This is a genomic window from Chryseobacterium sp. RLHN22 (assembly GCF_051011795.1).
Lineage (GTDB): Bacteria > Bacteroidota > Bacteroidia > Flavobacteriales > Weeksellaceae > Chryseobacterium > Chryseobacterium zhengzhouense.
This window is the reverse complement of the sequence record NZ_JBPCHW010000022.1, coordinates 38,049-58,509: the sequence shown is the minus strand read 5'-3', so window position 1 is coordinate 58,509 and position 20,461 is coordinate 38,049. Positions and strand designations below refer to the sequence as shown.

At 35.2% G+C, this 20,461-nt stretch carries 16 protein-coding genes and 3 tRNA genes; 15 read left to right on the top strand and 4 right to left on the bottom strand.

The features are described 5' to 3' along the window. Positions 1 to 204 precede the first annotated feature (204 nt). Positions 205 to 1,869 (bottom strand): alpha-glucan family phosphorylase, encoded by a 1,665-nt coding sequence (gene glgP, locus ACR1PN_RS17625; protein ID WP_433981091.1) that lies wholly within the window; start codon positions 1,867 to 1,869, stop codon positions 205 to 207. 316 nt (positions 1,870 to 2,185) lie between these two features. Here glgP and ACR1PN_RS17620 point away from each other — a divergent pair, with 316 nt between their 5' ends. The 5 genes from ACR1PN_RS17620 (at position 2,186) to ACR1PN_RS17600 (ending at position 8,916) form a co-directional block, all read left to right on the top strand. Further along, entirely contained in the window at positions 2,186 to 2,983 is a 798-nt protein-coding gene (locus tag ACR1PN_RS17620) for a hypothetical protein (protein ID WP_378175456.1), read from the top strand. A gap of 134 nt (positions 2,984 to 3,117) precedes the next feature. Continuing rightward, positions 3,118 to 5,217, top strand: coding sequence for a T9SS type B sorting domain-containing protein (locus ACR1PN_RS17615; protein ID WP_433981090.1), 2,100 nt, complete (start codon positions 3,118 to 3,120; stop codon positions 5,215 to 5,217). 134 nt (positions 5,218 to 5,351) lie between these two features. Next, a complete protein-coding gene (locus ACR1PN_RS17610) occupies positions 5,352 to 5,942 on the top strand; it encodes a DUF1572 family protein (protein ID WP_433981089.1) in 591 nt (196 codons plus the stop codon). 66 nt (positions 5,943 to 6,008) lie between these two features. Beyond that, positions 6,009 to 7,355 (top strand): tRNA (N(6)-L-threonylcarbamoyladenosine(37)-C(2))-methylthiotransferase MtaB, encoded by a 1,347-nt coding sequence (gene mtaB / locus ACR1PN_RS17605; protein WP_433981088.1) that lies wholly within the window; start codon positions 6,009 to 6,011, stop codon positions 7,353 to 7,355. A gap of 58 nt (positions 7,356 to 7,413) precedes the next feature. Next, entirely contained in the window at positions 7,414 to 8,916 is a 1,503-nt protein-coding gene (locus tag ACR1PN_RS17600; RefSeq protein ID WP_433981087.1) for an FMN-binding glutamate synthase family protein, read from the top strand. A 54-nt stretch (positions 8,917 to 8,970) separates the two neighbouring features. Here the strand turns inward: ACR1PN_RS17600 and ACR1PN_RS17595 are convergent, their stop codons facing one another. After that, positions 8,971 to 9,702, bottom strand: a complete 732-nt coding sequence (locus ACR1PN_RS17595) for a hypothetical protein (RefSeq protein ID WP_433981086.1) — start codon at positions 9,700 to 9,702, stop codon at positions 8,971 to 8,973. A gap of 55 nt (positions 9,703 to 9,757) precedes the next feature. Between ACR1PN_RS17595 and ACR1PN_RS17590 the strand changes: the two genes are divergently transcribed. Next, positions 9,758 to 10,201, top strand: a complete 444-nt coding sequence (locus ACR1PN_RS17590) for an RNA-binding S4 domain-containing protein (protein ID WP_433981085.1) — start codon at positions 9,758 to 9,760, stop codon at positions 10,199 to 10,201. A gap of 19 nt (positions 10,202 to 10,220) precedes the next feature. On the opposite strand, the gene ACR1PN_RS17585 is transcribed toward ACR1PN_RS17590, so the two are convergent. Next, positions 10,221 to 10,736: a shikimate kinase gene (locus ACR1PN_RS17585; RefSeq protein WP_433981084.1), complete on the bottom strand. Its 516-nt coding sequence runs from the start codon at positions 10,734 to 10,736 to the stop codon at positions 10,221 to 10,223. A gap of 116 nt (positions 10,737 to 10,852) precedes the next feature. On the opposite strand from ACR1PN_RS17585, the gene ACR1PN_RS17580 reads away from it, so the two are divergent. The 3 genes from ACR1PN_RS17580 to ACR1PN_RS17570 all read left to right on the top strand — a co-directional run bounded on the left by ACR1PN_RS17580 (position 10,853) and on the right by ACR1PN_RS17570 (position 11,197). Next, positions 10,853 to 10,925: transfer RNA gene (locus ACR1PN_RS17580), tRNA-Lys, on the top strand. Between the two features lie 36 nt (positions 10,926 to 10,961). Beyond that, a tRNA-Leu gene (locus tag ACR1PN_RS17575) sits at positions 10,962 to 11,044 on the top strand. Positions 11,045 to 11,124: 80 nt separating this feature from the next. After that, positions 11,125 to 11,197 (top strand) — tRNA-Lys (locus ACR1PN_RS17570). A gap of 89 nt (positions 11,198 to 11,286) precedes the next feature. Here the strand turns inward: ACR1PN_RS17570 and panC are convergent. Further along, positions 11,287 to 12,135 (bottom strand): pantoate--beta-alanine ligase, encoded by an 849-nt coding sequence (gene panC / locus ACR1PN_RS17565; protein WP_433981083.1) that lies wholly within the window; start codon positions 12,133 to 12,135, stop codon positions 11,287 to 11,289. Positions 12,136 to 12,303: 168 nt separating this feature from the next. On the opposite strand from panC, the gene ACR1PN_RS17560 reads away from it, so the two are divergent. From ACR1PN_RS17560 to ACR1PN_RS17535, 6 genes are all read left to right on the top strand, one after another. Then, the gene (locus ACR1PN_RS17560; RefSeq protein ID WP_378175425.1) at positions 12,304 to 13,074 is read left to right on the top strand and encodes a glycogen/starch synthase; all 771 of its coding nucleotides are present in this window, start codon (positions 12,304 to 12,306) and stop codon (positions 13,072 to 13,074) included. Between the two features lie 11 nt (positions 13,075 to 13,085). Beyond that, complete coding sequence (locus ACR1PN_RS17555; RefSeq protein ID WP_433981082.1) at positions 13,086 to 14,672, top strand: DUF4270 family protein; 1,587 nt, start codon at positions 13,086 to 13,088, stop codon at positions 14,670 to 14,672. 28 nt (positions 14,673 to 14,700) lie between these two features. Continuing rightward, positions 14,701 to 16,554, top strand: coding sequence for a glutamine--fructose-6-phosphate transaminase (isomerizing) (gene glmS, locus ACR1PN_RS17550; RefSeq protein WP_433981081.1), 1,854 nt, complete (start codon positions 14,701 to 14,703; stop codon positions 16,552 to 16,554). A gap of 108 nt (positions 16,555 to 16,662) precedes the next feature. After that, positions 16,663 to 18,075, top strand: coding sequence for a gliding motility lipoprotein GldK (gene gldK, locus ACR1PN_RS17545; RefSeq protein ID WP_378175415.1), 1,413 nt, complete (start codon positions 16,663 to 16,665; stop codon positions 18,073 to 18,075). Positions 18,076 to 18,132: 57 nt separating this feature from the next. Then, on the top strand, positions 18,133 to 18,822 hold the full coding sequence (gene gldL / locus ACR1PN_RS17540) for a gliding motility protein GldL (protein ID WP_378175412.1): 690 nt from the start codon (positions 18,133 to 18,135) through the stop codon (positions 18,820 to 18,822). Positions 18,823 to 18,862: 40 nt separating this feature from the next. Continuing rightward, a complete protein-coding gene (locus tag ACR1PN_RS17535; protein WP_433981080.1) occupies positions 18,863 to 20,455 on the top strand; it encodes a GldM family protein in 1,593 nt (530 codons plus the stop codon). The last annotated feature ends 6 nt before the right edge of the window (positions 20,456 to 20,461 follow it).

Here is a 20,461-nt window from a genome sequence, read left to right as displayed (position 1 = left end):
ATTTCTTTTACAATCTGAAGTTTCAAACTTAAACTGTAATCTTTCTGTGTACGCTTTACATAAAGCGATTCTAATGGTTCTTTCATAACGATTCTTTTTTGTGTATCGTTATTTCAGGTCTAGACAAGATTAAAATAAAAATCGGTTTGAAATTTTCAAGCCGATTTTTTATTTTGTAGAACTTTGAAATGTTAACCAGAAATATTACGCCTTATGATTATACAAAAGATTGTAATATTCGTCTGCCATTCGATCACTGTTGAAATTTTCTTTTACATCTTTCATCGAATTGTGCTGAATTTTTCTCCATTTATCAGGTTGATCGTAATAGGTGGGAAGGATTTCGTTTTCTAAAATTTCATATAATTTATTCAAATCATAATTATCCTGTTCGTAAATACTCATATTTAAATAATCTGCTTTTGGCACTACGAAAGAATTCTCTCCGTGTTTTGCAAATTCAGGAATCCATCCGTCGTCGGTTGAAAGATTTACAGAACCATTCATTGCGGCTGTCATTCCTGAAGTTCCTGAAGCTTCCCTCGGAACTCTGGGATTATTTAGCCATAAATCTGAGCCTTGTTTTAAAGATTTGCTTAATGAAAGTTCATAACCCGTTAAAACTGCCATGTTTTTGTGGTTTTTACTTTCTTCAACCAAAACATTAAACATAGAAATCGAAGAATAATCCATCGGGTAAGGTTTTCCTGCCCAAATGATCTGTACCGGATATTTCGGATTGTTTAATAATTTTCTGAATCTTTCTTTGTCGTGCAAAAGCAAATCTGCTCTTTTATAACCTGCAAATCTTCTTGCCCAAACAATCGTAAAAACATTCGGATCGAATAAATTTCCGGTTTGATCGGCTACGATTCGGAAAAGCCTTTTCTTTAAAATTTTCTTTCTGTAATCGAAAACAGTGTCGTTGTTCTCGTCTTTTGCAATGTAAAGCTCTTTATCGCCCCAATATTTAAATTCCTGAGCATTGGTGATCGATTTTATTTCGCAGATTCCCGGATATTTGCTCCACATCGTTCGAGAAACGTCACCATGAAGCTTAGAAACTCCGTTGGCAATTCTTGCCATTTTCAGAGCACAAAGTGAATGGTTGAATAAATCGCCGTCTGAACCTTCAATTTTTTTTGCCTCTTCCATGCTCAAACCTGAAAAATAAGACATATCGTAACATAATCTGAGGTTGTGCTTCTCATTTCCTGCTTCTTCGGGAGTATGGGTTGTGAAGACCAGTTTTTCTTTTACTTTCTGAATATCTCCATTGTATTTTTTCAGCAAATGAAATGCTGCAGGAAGTCCGTGAGCTTCATTGAGGTGATAGACATCTCTTTCGATATTCATTTCATCTAAAAGTTTAGCCCCGCCTTTTCCTAGCAAAATATATTGTGCAAGTTTTGTTGATTCGTTGGCGTCGTACAATCTGTGACAAATGGTTTTTGATACATGATCGTTTTCCGGAACATCCGTTGAAAGTAAGAACATCGGTGCGGTATTGAAAATCTCAGGATCGAGATACCATACTTTTACCCAGACAGGAGCACTGTGAATTTCGATCTGGAATTTTATTCCGGTATCTTCCAAAAAGCTGTACATTTTTCGGGTCCACGTCGGCTGTAAAGTTTGATCGTGATTTCTTGCCTGATCGTAATATCCGAATTTCCATAAAATTCCGATTCCAATAAGATCCTGGTTAAGGTTGTATGCACTTCTCATATGAGATCCCGCTAAAAAACCAAGTCCACCTGAATAAATTTTGAGAACCTGCTCAATGGCAAATTCCATTGAAAAGTAAGCTACTCTTGTAGAATATTTTGGATTGATGCTGAAAGGCATCTGAAAATTTCTAAAATCCATTAAATGTGTATTATTGTTATAAAAATTATACTCCTTAATTTAATACTGAGAACAATGTTGAAAAAACTGTACCAACTATTTAGTATTGTTATAGTCTTCATTCAAGATTTACTTTTTATTTTACAGTATTAGAATCAAAGTTTATTCAAAGATAGAAATTCGGATGAAAAATTGAATATTAAATGAAATTTAAATTTTTTGTTTTTGTATAAATGTATTCTTTAATTTCATATATTTAATTCATAAATTTTTGATTATCAAAAGTTTTGGGCTAACCGTGAAACCATGTGTTTTATTAATTATATAAAAAGACCACATGAAAAAAGCGTTTTCTGATGAAGATTTAATTAAAAATCTCAGCTTGTACTATCTCAACCGGCATTTGAAAAAAAAGCCGATAGAAAAATATCACCGTAAGATAGACGAATCTATGCTTCACGACCGGGAAAAATATAAGAAAAAGGCAGAAATTTTACTGCTCAACTCTTTTATGCACCATTTTCCCGATGTTACCTTCGAAAATCTTATCTGCGAAAGCCCAGACTTTATCGCAAAATTCAATGACAAAAAAATAGGAATCGAATTGACGGAAGTAATCAATCATCTTGAAATGAAAAAGGTGGAAAGCAATCTAAACAAAATTTTCCGTCAGGCTGAAATATTATTGGAACAAGAAGACACTGCGAAATATCGCGGTGTTTATTTTTTAGATTTTCACCTGAATATTAAATTAGATTCTCCAGAAAACCAACAGGAAATTATTCTGAATATTTATAAAAGCATTAAAAAGGGTAAACCTTTTGGCTGCGTAAAATCGATAAGGAAATCTTCACACCGCAGAAATGTTTTTATAACCTATGAGTACAACATGAATCTCTTTGACGAGTTGTGTTCTGAGAAAATTCTAGAATTAATCGAAAAAAAGAACGAAAAATTCCCCTACTACGATACTTCCGTTGATGAGTGTTGGCTAGTTATTGTTTCTGATATGAATTCTATTGCTTCAAGATATACTTTCATTCAGGATAAGGAACATCTTACCGAAGTGCAAAGCCCGTTTCATAAGATTTTTCACCTCGAAAACCTGTGTGGGAATATTACGAGTATTAAGTGATTTTTGTAATTTGGTGCATAAAATTCAATTGAATAATAAATTGTTTATTAAATATTTTGTTTTTGTCAATATTTGGTGATTTTAATTAAATTTTGTTATATTTGATTCAACTTAACCTAATAACCAAATTAGACATGAAAAAAACTCTACTTTTTATTCTATTTTGTATTTCTCAGACTTTTTATTCACAGGCAGATTGCTCTACCGCATTAGCTGTTTGCGGAAATTCAAATATTACATACAGTCCTTCGGGAATTGGCTTGGTAGACGAGACTTTGGGCGATTGTCTCAATACCGGAGAGCACAATTCTATTTGGTATAAGCTTACGATTGCCACCAGCGGAACGCTCACATTTGATCTCATTCCAAATGATCCTGGCGCAGATTATGATTGGGCAATTTATGGGCCTAATGTAACTTGCGGCACCTTAGGTTTCCCGATCCGATGTAACGCTGCAACAGTATTATTCGGTGTAGGCGCTTCCACAGGATTAAATATGACAAGTACTATCACGAGTGCGGCAGGTGGATCTTTCACTCCTTATTGTAGATATTTGGATGTTGTGGCAGGACAGACTTATTATCTGTACATAGACAACTGGGTTGGAGCGGGGAGTACCACTACAGCTCCTTTTTCATTAACTTGGGGCGGAACTGCAACTTTAGCATCTCCTTTTACAGATCCTGCTTTACAACCGCACCCGTTTGTTCCGCCGGGAGTTCCTGGAGCCAATCCTAATGACCCGCGTGAAATTCTTATCTGCTCGAGTCCTGCCTTATTTGATTTTAATTCTCTTACTGCAGGTATTCTGAACGGAAATCCGAACTTTGTCATTTCATATCATACCTCACAAAATGATGCACTTTCCGGAGCAAACCCGATTACCACTCCGATTATCGTAAATACAACCACCACGTATTATTACAGTATTCACTATAATGATCCTGCAAATCCAAATAATGCACTTAATTCTTGCAGACAAATTGGTGCATTTAAGTTTAAACTTGGAAATATTACCGCAAACGATGCTACTATTTATGCTTGTAACAACAATAAGAGTGGGCAGGCAATATTCGATCTGACGACCGCAAATATTTTTGGAGGCTCAAATGTGACCATAACATATTATCCTTCATTGGCTGCTTTGAATGCCGGAACAGGGCAGATTTCAAATCCAAATATACATTTGTCAGCAGAAGGAACAGTGTATGCTAATGTTAAAACCAATGATGGATGTTCAGATAATGCGGTTATAACCCTGAAGTTTTATCCGGAAGTAATCGTCAATGATGCAAAAATAAGAGCTTGTACCTACGATGTAAAGTTGCAGACAGCATCTTTTGATCTTACTACAGCTGCTGTGACGGGGCAGTCTGGTGTTACCAAGAAATTTTATCCTTCCCTTACTGATGCAACAAACGGAACAAATGAAATAATTCCTTTCAACAACTATATTTCTCCAAACGCTGTAGTCTATGTGAAAGTTATAGATGGAAACAGCTGTTACGGAATTGCCAAAATTACCTTAGAAGTCATTCCTCCGGTGTATTCATCTGTGTTGAAAGACAAAACAATTTGCATGGAAGACAGAACAATATTAGATGCAGGAGCAGGTTTTGATGGTTACGAATGGAGTACAGGAGCTACGACACAAACTATCTCTGATGTTGGTGTCGGAAAATATTGGGTAAAGCTAAAAACAGGTGATTGCTATACACTTCAAAATGTAACGGTTTATTCATCAGAACAACCGGTTATTACCAGTATTGATATTTCCAACACCACAGTTACAATAAATGTAAACGGAGGAACAGCTCCTTACCAGTATTCTACGGATGGTATTGCTTGGCAAGATTCTAATGTATTTACAAATATTAAAAGGGGCGATCATAAAATTTATGTAAAAGACAATTATGATTGTGAACCGATTGAAATCGCAATCGTTGTTCCTAATCTTGTCAATGTAATCACACCAAACGGTGACGGTATTAATGATGTGATTGATTATTCTGCTTTGGCAAATAAACAGAACCTGATATTTAATGTTTTCGACAGGTATGGAAATAAAATCTTCCAGGCAGATAAAATAAATAATTATAAATGGGACGGAACGACAGGTAATAAAAAAGTTCCTACCGGAAATTACTGGTATTCTGTATCCTGGAACGAAAATGATAAAAAAGGTACGCCAGTAAAATATACCGGCTGGGTATTGGTAAAAAACAGAGAATAAATTAATATTGATAAAAGCAGAAGGCCGTAGCGAAAGTAGCGGTCTTTTGTTTTTTTATTTTAAACTAATAAATCTGTTTATTAAAATTATTTTCGATATTAAATTCACTAAATTAGATATTCAAATTTCAAATCATGGAAAATCTATTTATAAAACGGTTTGAGTATTACAAAACGCTTGGTGACAAATCATTTGAGCAGCTTTCGGATGAGCAGATGTTCTGGCAGTTTAATGAAGAAAGTAATTCTGTTGCTACGATTGTAAAGCATATCGCAGGAAATATGTTGTCAAGATGGACGAATTTTTTAACTGAAGATGGTGAGAAATCTTGGCGGAACCGTGATGAAGAATTTGTTAATACCTTTAAAACCAAAGATGAGGTTTTAGCATACTGGGAAAAAGGCTGGGAATGTCTTTTTGACGCCCTCAAACAGATCAATAATGAAAATTTATATGCAATCATTTACATCAGAAATGAACCGCATTCGGTAATTGATGCAGTTTTCCGACAATTGGCACATTATCCCTATCATGTCGGGCAAATTGTTTTTATTGCTAAAATGCTTAAAAATGAAAGTTGGAAAACACTTTCTATTGCCCGAAATAAATCGGATGATTTTAATTCAGACATGAAAAATAAATTTCCAGAAAAAAATTTTGGTTCAAATTCTTCTCCGGTTTGCTATCAGAACAGTCCTGAAATTCGGGATGAATACAAACAATAGATTCAATCAATTTAGTATTCATATTAAATTGATTATCTTTGCACCCACAAAATTCAGTATCAATAAATGTCTCAATTTCACAGAACTGCCGCATTTCATACCCTTGGCTGCAAATTAAATTTTGCGGAAACATCTACCATTGCCCGTCAATTAACAGATGCAGGTTATGAAAAAGTGGGTTTTGATGAAAAAGCAAATGTTTATGTCATCAATACCTGTTCGGTAACTGAAAACGCTGACCGTGAATGCAAACTTCACGTGAAAAGAGCCATGAAAGCCAATCCTGAAGGTTTAGTGGTAATTGTCGGATGTTATGCGCAACTGAAACCTGAAGAAATTTCTCAGATTGAAGGTGTGGATCTGGTTTTAGGAGCTAAAGAAAAATTCAATATTCTAAGCTATCTTGATGATTTAGAAAAATCTGAAAACGAAGGTATTGTTCATTCTTGTGAAATTGAAGAAACTGATTTTTTTATCGGAAGTTACTCTATCGGAGACAGAACCAGAGCTTTTCTGAAAGTTCAGGATGGTTGTGATTATAAATGTACCTATTGTACGATTCCTTTAGCAAGAGGGATTTCACGTTCCGACACCATCGACAACGTTTTGAAAAATGCTAAAGAAATTGCGGCGAAAGATATTAAGGAAATCGTTCTCACAGGAGTAAATATCGGAGATTACGGAAAAGGAGAATTCGGGAATAAAAGACACGAACATACTTTTCTTGATTTAATTTCTGAACTGGATCAGGTTGAAGGAATCGAAAGAATCCGTATTTCTTCGATCGAGCCGAATCTTCTGAAAGATGAAAGCATCGAATTGGTTTCTAAAAGCAAGAGCTTTGTTCCGCATTTCCATATTCCGTTGCAATCGGGGAGTGATGATTTATTGAAAAAAATGAAACGTCGTTATTTGACTAAATTATATAACGATAGAGTGAATAAAATCCGTGAGGTAATGCCTCATGCAGCGATTGGAGTTGATGTAATTGTAGGTTTTCCTGGTGAAACTGAAGAAAGATTCATGGAAACCTATAATTTTCTGAATGAACTTCCAATTACCTATCTCCACGTTTTTACCTACTCTGAAAGAGAAAATACTGAAGCTGTAGGGATGGATGGTATTGTTCCGATTCCTGAGAGAAAAAAGCGTAACAAAATGCTGAGAATTTTATCTGAAAAGAAAAAGATGGCATTTTACCAAACCCAACTTGGAAAAACACTTCCTGTACTTTGGGAGCACGAAAATAAAGACGGAAAAATGTTTGGCTTCACTGAAAATTATGTAAGAGTATCCAAAGATTTTGACGAAGCTTCTGTAAATCAAATTGAATTCTTGAATTTAGAAAAAATCCTGTCAGATGGCACGGTTTCTGTGCAATCGTCTTACGAAAGTTTTTTAGCAAAAGCTTAGTCTGTTTGCTTTATTTCCACTAAATTTATTCTTTAACATTTTTAAAATCTACATTCTTATGAGAGATAAGTTTTTATCTTGGGGAATTGTATTGGTAATTGCTACATGGATAATAGCATTGCTGATCAGAGCACATTATTGGATACCGATCCTTTTAACTGCAATTTATATTTTGGGCATTTATAATGCTTATCAGACAAAACATGCTATTTTGAGAAACTTTCCCGTTTTGGGGTATTTCAGATATTTTTTTGAAAGCATATCTCCGGAAATGCAGCAATATTTTATCGAAAGAGAAACCGACGGAAAACCATTTCCCAGGAATCAGCGCTCTGCTGTCTACAGACGTTCCAAGAATATAAGCGATACTGTTCCTTTCGGAACACAATTGGAAGTCAATCACAGAAAATACGAAGGAATAAAGCATTCTATTTATGCAAAATCTCCCAAAGAAGAGCTTCCGAGAGTTTGGGTAGGAGGAGAACAGTGTACACAGCCTTATCATGCTTCGTTATTTAATATTTCGGCGATGAGTTTTGGAGCATTGAGCGACAGAGCACAAATTTCTTTGAACAGAGGCGCTAAAAAAGGAAACTTCTATCATAATACGGGAGAAGGAGGGATTTCTCCACATCATTTAGAAGGTGGAGATCTTTGCTGGCAAATCGGAACAGGATATTTCGGATGCAGAGACGAGCAGGGAAATTTTAACCCTGAATTATTTACAAAATATTCTTCACTTCCGAATGTGAAAATGATTGAGATCAAGTTGTCTCAAGGTGCAAAGCCTGGTCATGGTGGGGTTTTGCCGGGAGTGAAAAACACGCCTGAAATTGCAAAAATCCGTCATGTCACACCCGGAATGACGATTATTTCGCCGCCATCCCATTCAGCTTTCTCCAATGCTGCAGGATTATTACATTTCGTAAAACAGTTGAGAGAACTTTCTGGTGGAAAACCAATAGGATTTAAGTTATGTATTGGTGATACCAAAGAGTTTGAAGATATCTGCGTTCAGATGAATGTTTTGAAAATCTATCCTGATTTTATTACAATCGATGGGGCAGAAGGCGGAACGGGAGCAGCACCACCAGAATTTTCAGACGGAGTAGGAATGCCTCTGGAGCCGGCTCTTATTTTTGTAAACAGAACGCTTAAAAATTACAATTTAAGAAATAAGTTAAGAGTTATTGCAAGCGGAAAAGTTCTCACCAGTTTAGATATTCTGAGAGCTGTTGCGATGGGAGCGGATATGTGTAATAATGCAAGAGGGTTTATGTTTGCATTAGGATGCATTCAGGCGTTGAGATGTAATAACAACAATTGTCCGACCGGTGTTGCAACCCAGGATAAGATGCTGATTAAAGGGCTTGATGTAACCGATAAGGCAGAAAGAGTTTATCATTTTCATAAAAACACACTTCATACATGCAATGAGCTGATTGCGGCGGCAGGCAGAAGTTCTTACGAAGAAATTGATGCTTCCATGTTTATGCGGGGTGATGAATTTGAGCATCTTTCAGACAAATATTTCCCGGATATTTTAGGAAATGTAAGATAAACAAAAAACGCTTCAGTAGGCTGAAGCGTTTTTTTTATAAAGTTTTTAAATAATTTATTGCTGATCTGCAGGTCTTGTTTGTGCATTGTAAATCTGGAAATTGAAAACAAAAGTCATATTTTTAAGACCATAGTAGTTTTCATTTCTTGCGAAAGCTGCTTTTGAGGGAACAATAATTACCCCTTGCAGATTTGGGACTGTTTCATTCGGGAGATTATTATATCCTTCAAAATATTTCAAAGCTTCTTTTAATCCTGCGATTTCATAGTAACTACGTGGTTTTGCATCTGTAACCAGACTTTTCTTGGCATAATAAAATGTAGGATCGGTGTAAGGTGAACCGCTTCCGTCCAAAGTATTCAGTAAACTTCCATAATTGGTCAATGCTATATTTCCGTCTGTATCTGTTGCAAGATAATAGTTGGCTCTCATCATTGTTTTAATAAGCGTTGCATCGGTTGATGATGAATCTGTGTTTAAAGTAACACCCGGATTTGGCTGAGCTCCGTCTCTTTTAATATAGATAACTCCGGAAGAAAGCTTTTCGTGAGGTAATTGAGAAAGTTTTTTCTCATTATCATCAGATGCATCTGTGCTGCTGAAAGCTTTTATATTTCCCTTTGAATCCAGGTAGTTGTTATCCATGAATTTCTGAATAGCCTGCTCATCATACGAGTTTCTTACATTAATATCTTCCGGCTCTACGAAAGTTTCCACTTCATCATCCTTTTTACAAGCTGCGAAACACAATGATCCTGCAAGGATATACAAAAATATTTTTTTCATTTCAAAAAACTTTAATTACTTTACAAATAATATAACGACAAAAGTATAAAAAAATATGAGAATAGATAAATTTTTATGGAGTATTCGATTTTATAAGACCAGATCCATCTCTACCGAAGAAATAAAGAAGAACAGGGTTTCTATAGGTGAGTCTGTGGTGAAGTCTTCGAAGGAGGTGAAAGAAGGCGATGTGATTAAGATCCGTAAAAATCAAATCGACTACAAGATTAAAGTCATCCAGATTCCTAAAAGCAGACTTGGAGCTAAGCTGGTTCCGCTTCATATCAAAGATGTTACCGACAAAGAACAATATGAATTATTGAAAATGCGTAAAATGTCTCAGGATTATTACCGAAACAGAGGTGAAGGTCGTCCTACCAAAAAAGACAGACGTGATATGGATGATTATGTGGAAAATGATGTGGCAGCAGATTTTACAGATTGGGACGATTTCTTCGGAGAAACAGGTGATGATTCAGAATCTGAAAACGAGAATTAATACTTAAAAATAAAAAGCTCTAGAGATAGAGCTTTTCTGTTATTTCTTTTACAATGTCTTCGGGAGTTTTGTTATCTGTACTAATGCTAAACTGAGCTTTACTGTAAAATATATTTCTTTCAAATAAATGCTTTGCAATAAACTCGGGAAGATCTTCATCCGTTATTTTTGCAATCAAGGGTCTTTTTTCTTTCTGTTTTGAAAGTCTTTCAACTAGTGTAGGGATAGAAGCTCTCAGAAAAATGCTTTTAGAATTATGGTTGATAATTTCCATGTTATTATAATAAACCGGAGTTCCTCCACCCAGGCTCAAAACAATGTTTTCGCGGGTCGCCAGAATTTCTTCCAAAGTCTCTCTTTCCAGCTTTCTAAAGTAGATTTCGCCCTTTTTCTCGAAAATTTCCGGAATGGTTAATTTATTTCGCCAGGAAATTTCTTTATCAAGGTCAATTAGTTTGAAATTTATTTTGTCGCTTAATATTTTGGAAATGTGAGATTTGCCGCTTCCCATGTATCCAATCAGTGAAATTATCATGAATTTATTTTAAACAAATTTGCGAAAAAGTTTTGAGATAATGAAAAAAGTCCTATCTTTGCACCACTAAAAACAAGGGACATTACTTAACAGTGAAACTTGATAATAAAGTGGCCGACTCGGTAGCTCAGCTGGTAGAGCAATACACTTTTAATGTATGGGTCCTGGGTTCGAATCCCAGCCGGGTCACTAGCAAAAAAACTTACTTTCTAAGTGATTTTTTTTGCCTGCGTGGTGAAATTGGTAGACACGCCATCTTGAGGGGGTGGTTTCCTAAGGATGTGCTGGTTCGAGTCCAGTCGCAGGCACTGCAGAAAAAATATTTAATTAAAATTGATATTATGTAAAATAAATTTTTATATTTGTCAACGTTAATTTTTATGTGACCGACTCGGTAGCTCAGCTGGTAGAGCAATACACTTTTAATGTATGGGTCCTGGGTTCGAATCCCAGCCGGGTCACAAGTTTACTGAAAAGTAAATTTTTTTCATATTAATATTTTGTGATTTGGTGTTCAAAGGCTTCCGTCAGGAAGCCTTTGATTTTTGTATTAATCCAAATGCATATTGTCTATTAATCGTACTCCGTCAACATTTACTACAATAAATGCTCTGTACGATTTTGAATCTTCAACGGTTTCGGTTTCTTTTAAAGTATTTTCATCTGCAATCATAAAATATTCCAATTCCATTCCGGATTGAGTGCTGAGAATTTCTTTTACTTTTTCTTTAATTTCTGTGATTGATTTTAATTTAAACCATCGGTTTACACTCACCAGAATTTCATAAATGATTTTTGAATCATCTCTTCTTTCTGCTGTGAGACGTTGGTTTCTTGAGCTTAATGCTAAACCGCTTTCTGCTCTGTAAATAGGAACTCCGATTATTTTTATCGGAAGCTGTTTTTTTTCTGTCATTTTGCGGATGATGGCTAATTGCTGAAAATCTTTTTCTCCGAAATAAGCATTATCAGGTTGTACCTGTCTGAAAAGTTCTTCAACTACAGTTCCTACCCCGTCAAAATGTCCGGGTCTAGATTTACCTTCCATTTCATTTTCCAGTCCGTCATAATCGTAATGCTTGCTTTCTGTTTTTTCGGGATAAATATCTTCAACCTGTGGAATGTAAACCGCATCCACCAAACCCGACTTTTCAAGAATTGATATGTCACGATCGGTATCTCGGGGATATTTTTCCAGGTCTTCAGCATTGTTAAATTGTGTTGGGTTAACAAAAATTGAAGAAATTACCAGATCATTTTCTTTTCTTGCTGCTTCATACAGAGAAAGGTGGCCATTGTGTAAAGCACCCATTGTTGGTGCAAAACCAATTCTTTTCCCCATTTCTTTCTGTCTTTCAATAAAATTCTGAAGCGTTTTCTTGTTTTTTAGAACTTCCATAGTTTATTTTAATAATAATTCAAAAATACTAAATATTAAGGGATTCATTTTTAGTTTTAATATAATAATCTCGCTAACTATCGTAAAAAAATGTTAATTACAATAATGTTGAATGTTTTTTCGTAATTTTGCACATTAAAGCATTATTTAAAATAAGATAGAGATTATATGCCCAATCAGAAAATACTGTACATTACCACAGAGATGTACCCTTATCAGGAAGATACAAATTTAGCAGCGGTGGTAAACAAAATGGCACTTAAAATGCACCAAGAAGGCAATGATGTAAGAGTTTTTATGCCAAGATTCGGACAGATAAGTGAGAGGAAATTTCAGCTTCATGAGGTGATTCGCCTTTCGGGGATGAATATTATTATTAACGATTTAGATCAGCCTTTAATTATTAAAGTAGCTTCTTTACCGGGGGAAAGACTTCAGGTTTATTTCATCGATAACGAAGAATATTTTAAGAGAAAACAATATTATTTCGATGATGAAGGAGTTGCATTTGAAGATAATGATGAAAGAGCGATTTTCTTTGCACGTGGTGTGATTGAAACCATTAAAAAACTAAACTGGGTTCCGGACGTTATTCACCTGAATGGTTGGATGTCTTCATTCGTGCCTATTTATCTTAAAACTTACTATAAATCTGATTCTTACTTCAAAGATGCCAAAATTGTTCTTTCATTATACAATGAAAAGGATGCGCCTTTGGCTTCCAACGTAGGAGAAAAACTGAAGTTTGATAATATTTCAGATTTAAACGCGTTGAATAATCCTAGCTTCGAAAGTTTCGTTATCGAAAGTATGAACTATGTGGATGAAGTAGTAAAAGGAGATGAATTCTTAAACGGAGAGCTGGATAAAGCATTCAATGAAACTTCTACATCAAAATCCGAATATCTGGATGTAGATTCTATCAGTAAATTATATTAATATACATTTTGATGATTTATAATATTAGAAAAATTTTCACCATCCTTTCTTTAATGATATTAGGTGGTGTGCTGGTTTATAATTGTGAGCCGGAACCGGATTCTCTTGGAGAACAGCTGTTTTTGGATGGTGCAGCGAACAGAAATGAATCTTCTTATGATCTTATTGCTTATAATCTAAGTAATAACGATACCATCAGAGCAGACGCAAATACGCTTTATAATCTTTTGGGTTCTACAGCCAATACTTCTGCTACAGGCGTTTTGGGAGCTTTTAACGAAAGTCAGTTTGGTCTACAGAAGGCTTCTTATTTTACTCAACTTAGATTGCCTGCATACGATCCGGATTTCGGAACCAATGCTGTGGTAGATTCTGTTGTTTTAGTCCTTAAACCTATTTATCGTTCAGATTCGATTACAACAACAACTGATGAGAACTATGTTTATCCGGATGGTAATGTTGATGCAAAAAAAGTTGTTAATACTTATCCTGCTGTAAAATATGGTAAGGCTAAGAAAAAAATGAACATTCAAGTGCAGGAAGTTATTGATTTCATGAACGGATATAATGATCCCGTCTATTCTAATACAAATTTTGCTGTAAACTCAACGGTTTTGGGTTCAAAAGAATTTTCCGGTAATGTAAATTCTGTTACTATTACTAAAGATTCTGACGCTTCTTCACTGTTTACTTCTGCAACGGGTTTCAGAATTCCTTTATCTCCTACTTTTTTCCAATCTAAAATCATAGCTAAAAAAGGTCAGCCTGAATTGAAAGATGTTTCCAACTTTATCAGATATTTCAGAGGACTGAAAATTTCTGTAGAGGAAAGTGACGGTTATCTATTCCAGTTCTATCCAAACGATATGGAATTGATCATGTATTATAAGAATGATAAGGATGAAAATGGCACAAATACAAGGCCTCAGTTAAAATATTCGTTTTCTATCGGAAGTGCAAACGCACATTCAGGATATTATCAGTATGACAGAAGCGGTGCTGCAGCAGGTAGTGTGGTGCCGAATACGGAAACAGGAGATTTAAAACTGTATGCTCAGGGAATGGGAGGAAACTCTATTGGGGTGAAGTTCCCGATAAGTACAATTAATCAGCTCAAAGACTTGTATCAGACCAAAAAAGCAGCAATTATAAGTGCAAAAATCAGAATTTATACAGATGATTCAGTTTGGTCAAACCCATATGCAAAACCGTCTGCTTTTACAATTCTTCAGAGATATATAGACGATAACAATAAACCTGCTTTTAAATTTACAACGGACTATAGTATTTTAGGAAGCGCGAGTACGTTTGTCCCATATAGAGCTTATGATACAGAAAAAAATCCATCGTATTATGATTTTACTGTAACACAATCTTTAAAGGAGATTGTTGAATCACCAAATCAATATACAGAAAAAGATTTTAATGATAAATTTTATAGAATTGATCTAGCTCAGTTTATATCTACTTCTGCAGGTAGTCTTGCAGGATATAAATACACTTCGAGACCATTTTCTATGTTAAGAACTGTTTTTGTGGGATCAGATCCTTCAAATGCGAATAAAATTCAATTAAAAGTTACTTACGGTACAAAATAATATTTAAAAAAATACACTTGATTAAATTATGTGCGGAATAGTTGGTTATACAGGCTTTCAGGATGCTTATGATATTGTTATCAATGGTCTTAGAAGATTAGAATATAGAGGATACGACAGTGCCGGAATTGTTTTGGAGAATACAGCTAACAGCTTTAGTGTAGAAAAGACTAAAGGTAAAGTTGATGACCTTGTAAATATTTCAAATAATCTAAAAGGAACTGCAAAAATAGGAATGGGACATACACGTTGGGCAACTCATGGTGTACCAAGTGACAGAAATTCCCATCCCCATGTTTCCAATAACGGGAAAATTGCAATCGTCCATAATGGTATCATTGAAAATTATGATACGATTAAAACGATGCTTATCGATAAAGGATTTTCTTTTAAATCTGAAACAGATACTGAAGTTTTGGTAAATTTAATTCAGTATTTTACTGATTTGAATGCTGAAACAGATTTTCCTACAGCAGTAAGATATGCATTGAATGAAGTTTATGGTGCTTATGCCATTACTGTAATGCATGAAGATTATCCTGGGCTTTTGGTTGTGGCAAGATTAGGTTCGCCTTTGGCAATCGGAATTGGTGAAAAAGAATATTTCATTGCATCTGATGCATCTCCTTTCGTTGAATTTACAAAAGAAGCTATTTATCTTGAAGAAGGTCATATGGCCACAATATCTTTAGAATCAGGTGTTGACATCAGAACGATTCAGGATAACTCTAAAATTATTCCCGAAATTCAGGAGCTTAAATTAAGTTTAGAGCAAATCGAAAAAGGAGGATTCGAGCATTTCATGCTAAAAGAAATCTTCGAACAGCCAAAATCGATCCACGATACAATGAGAGGAAGACTTATTGTAAATGAAGGGATCATTAAAATGGCAGGAATCTGGGATCACGTTGAAAGATTTAAAAATGCCAACAGAATTATTATTATCGCTTGCGGTACTTCTTGGCATGCTGGTCTCATCGGTGAATATCTAATTGAAGAATTTGCCAGAATTCCTGTTGAAGTAGAGTATGCTTCAGAATTCAGATACAGAAATCCTATTATTACCGATAAAGATGTTGTTATCGCAATTTCTCAGTCAGGAGAAACAGCAGATACAATGGCTGCTTTGAAATTGGCTAAAGAGAGAGGCGCATTTATATATGGTATCTGTAATGTTGTAGATTCTTCGATTGCAAGAATTACGGATGCAGGATCTTATACGCATGCAGGACCGGAAATTGGTGTGGCTTCTACAAAAGCATTTACGGCTCAATTGACTATTCTTTCCTTAATCGCATTAAAATTAGGAAAACATAATGGAAACTTAGGAAATGCAGAATTCATGAGTCTAATCTCTGAATTGGATGCAATACCTAAAAAAATTGAAGAAGTATTAGAAGCAACACACGAGCTAACTCAAAATATTGCTAAGGACTTTATAAACGCAACAAACTTCCTTTATTTGGGAAGAGGTTACAATTACCCTGCTGCTTTGGAGGGAGCCTTAAAATTAAAAGAAATCTCTTACATTCACGCTGAAGGATATCCTGCTGCAGAAATGAAGCATGGCCCGATTGCATTAATTGATGAAAACATGCCGATTGTTATCATTGCTCCTAAAAAAGGACATTATGATAAGATTGTTAGCAATGTACAGGAAATTAAAGCGAGAAAAGGAAAAGTAATCGCTGTAGTAAACAAAGGAGATACTCAGGTAAGTGCGATGGCAGATTATGTTATTGAAATCCCTGAAACTTCAGAATGTTTCTCTCCAATTGTTGCTTCAGTACCACTACAACTTCTGGCTTATTATATAGCAGTATATAGAGGAGCTAATGTCGATCAGCCAAGAAATCTTGCAAAATCGGTAACTGTAGAGTAAAAAGCACTTTGAAATAAAATAAATTTAGATTTTTTTCGTTATTCCAAAAAAAATCTTAAAAGTTTCTTAAAAAAATTATATATTTACGGCTTAATTATAAAAATTAACATGAAAAGGATATTTCTTTTATTATTGTCTGCGTCGGTAGCATCGGTATCTTGTTCAGGTGGGGGAGCCTCTTCGGTAGGTAAACCGGGAACAAAAGGAGAATTGATACCAAGAGAAAAAACAAAATCATTTGTTGCAGAAAGACCTTATGGTATGGTGGCAATTCCTGGCGGTTCCTTTATTGCAGGTATGGCTGATGAATCATTTACCAATACTGGTGAAACTGCACCATTGAAAACGGTAACTGTAGCTCCTTTCTTTATGGATGAAGCTGAAACTACAAATGCAGAATACAGAGTTTTCATTAATTATGTAAGAGATTCTATCGCCAGAACTATGCTTGCTGAAGCTGCTGGTGAAGGAGGTGATGGCCGTGGTAGAGGACAAAGCATCGGAGACTATGCTTATCTTGCTAAAAAAGAAGAAAATTTAACACCATATCAGGAATATTTAGAAGGAGCAGGAGGTAGAGATGATTATGATGCTACAAAAAGATTAGACTGGAAAATTCCATTGCATTGGAATACGTCTAAATATCCTGATGTAGAATATGCTGAAGTTTTAGAATCTATGTACTTGCCGGCTTCTTCAAGAGTTGGTAGTGAAAGACTTATTGACGTAAGTAAATTAAAATACAACTACAAGTGGGGAGATATGGATGCTGCAATTGCTGATAATGAAAGAGGGGTAAACTTCCTTAGAAGCGAAAGTATTGCAATTTATCCTGATACAACAGTTTGGGTAAATGACTTCCACTTTACTTATAATGAGCCGTTATTCGAACAATATTTCTGGCATAAGGCTTATAAAGATTATCCTGTAGTAGGAGTAACCTGGGATCAGGCAAGAGCTTACTGTAACTTCAGATCTAAATTAAAATCTGATTATAACGAAAGCTTAAAAAGAAAAAAACAAAGACCTTTAGTATTCCGTTTACCAAATGAAATGGAATGGGAATATGCAGCAAGAGGAGGTAAGCAAAATGCTACTTATCCTTGGGGTGGTCCTTATTTAATGGATGACAGAGGTTGTTACTTGGCTAACTTCAAACCAAAAAGAGGTAGCTATATGGAAGACGAGAAAAAAGGAACTTATACTTACACTGCTCCGGTGAAGAAATTCAAAAAGAATTCTTTCGGATTATTTGATATGGCAGGAAACGTATCTGAATGGACAATTTCAGGATATGATAATTCTTCTTACACATTCTCTTCTACTTTAAATCCTTCTACAAAATCTAAAACAGATACTAAGAAATCTGTAAGAGGAGGTTCTTGGAAAGATGTTGGTTATATGTTGATGACAGGAGCAAGAGACTGGGAATATAAAGACTCTGCTAGAAGTTATATTGGTTTCAGAACCGTACAAGATATTCCTGAAGCTGCTGTTAAAGCGAAAAGAATTAACAGATAATATTGCTCAAATTATTTTATTATCAATTATTTTAAAACTTAAAAAAAACTAACTTATATGTTTAAGACTAAAGATGCTTGGATGAATTTCTTTTATTCATTCGGTGCTGCAATTGTAATTCTTGGAGCTTGGCTTAAAATTACTCACATTACTCTGGGACCAATTAATGGTAACATCGCTCTTACAGTAGGGCTTATTACTGAGGCAATTATCTTCATCATCTTTGCTTTCGACCCTCCGAAAAACGAAGAGTCTTATGCTTGGGAAAATGTTTACCCTGAATTGTTGGACAAACATGCAAACCCGAATCCACTTCACTCAAATATTGCTAAAAACAACGCCAATCAATTTGCGGAATTAGAAAATTCTCTTTCTAATAAATTAGATAAAATGCTTCAAGATGCAAAATTAGACGTTCAGTTATTTGAAAGATTAAGAACAGGAATTGATAAATTTTCAGGTTCTGTAGATCAGATCAACCAAACTGTTGACGTTTCTGCTTCTACTCACAAATACAATGAGCAATTAAATAAAGCTGCTCAGCACATGGAAAGTATGAATGCTCTTTATGCAATGCAGCTGGAAAACGGTCAGAAGCAATCTGATTTTGCAAAGAAATATGTTGAAGATATGCAAAAGTCTGCAGAACAATCTGAGAAGTTTAATCAAGAATTACAAGGTTTAACAACTAACTTAAACAGCTTAAACAGAGTTTACGGTGGTATGTTAACTGCTATGAAGTCATAATCCTTAACCATTAATTTAAACAAAAACTAAAGAAAAGAGAATGGCAAAAGGAAAACAGACCCCACGTCAGAAGATGATCAACCTTATGTATTTGGTGTTCATCGCGATGATGGCCCTAAATATTGATGTTGAAATTATTAGATCGTATTATGATTCTACAAGATCATTAAATGCAACCAGACTATTAACAGAGCAGAAGAACGAAGATATTTTCGAAAAGACTCTCGAAGCGAAAGCTCAGCAGGTACCGGATACTTATGCTGAACCATGGGAACAGTATAAAGTGCTTAGAGAGAAAATTAATGTCCTGGTAAAATATGCTCAGGATAGTAAAGATGCTGTTAAGAAAAATTCAGACTTCCATGATAAAGATCCGAAAACCGGAAAAGATATGGATATCAGCGAGAATTTCTCTGCTTTAAACAATAACGAAGCTACTACTGAATATTTCTTCAAAGAAGGTGACGAAAACACACCTTCTGCGAATGCTACGGAACTGAAAAAGAAAATGGATGATGTAAGAAATTATATCAACACTACTTTCGGAAAAAATCCACAGCTACAAAAATTAGTAGACAGAGCAAATGCTTCTCTAAGTGCAGAATATGCAAACGGAAAATCTCCGAACGGTAAAACGTGGTTTCAGAATAAATTCTATCACCAACCACTTATCGCTGCTATTTCTAATTTAGAGATTATTCAGAATGATGCAAGAAACGTACAGTCAGATGCATTGGCGTTGATGCTTCAGGAAAAAGTTGATGCAAGCATCAAGTTTACAAGTTATGAAGCGATCGTTTCTGCACCTACAGATGTTCAGGCTGGTAAAAAAGCTGAAGCAGTTGTAATGTTAGGAAACTATTCAAACAGTAGCAAGATTAGCATTAGCGGAGTAAGCAGACAGGAAAATGGTAAAGGTTACCTTCCTTTGAATACCGGAGGTCTTGGAGAGAAAAAGATTGGTGGTGTAATCACATTAACAGATGCTACTGGAAAAGCTCAGCAATTCCCGTTCACGCATACATATAATGTAATCGCTGGTCCTCAACAGGTAAAACTTGAGCAAGGATTATTGCTTTCTGCTGATAAGATGAATGTAATGTATAGAGGATTAGAAAACCCGGTAACTGGATCTATTCTTGGTGCTGATAACTCTAAATTATCTCTATCTGCTGCAGGTGCTGTTGTTAAAAATACTGGTAAAGGTAAATGGGATGTTATTCCATCTACAGGAAATGTTGTGAAATTAACTTTGTCAGGTACAGATCCTACTGGAAAAACTGTATCTCAGGTATTTGAATATAGAATTAAAGGAGTTCCAAGACCACAAGGTCAAATTAGAGGTAAGGCTGTCAATTTTATGCCGGTTAGTTCTATTCCGAATCAAGTTGTTGCTGCTGCGTTACCTGATTTTGATTTCCCAGTATCATTTACTGTAAACAGTTTTATTTTGAAACTTCCGGGAAGAGCTGGTACTATGATACAAGGTAACTCTTTATCTTCTGCTGAAGGATTGATTAAAAATCTTCGTCCAGGTGATGTTGTTCAGATTTATGATATCCAAGCTACAGCTACTGGACTTGGTAACCAACGATTGAAAGAAATATCACCAGTTATTATCAATGTTCAATAACATTAA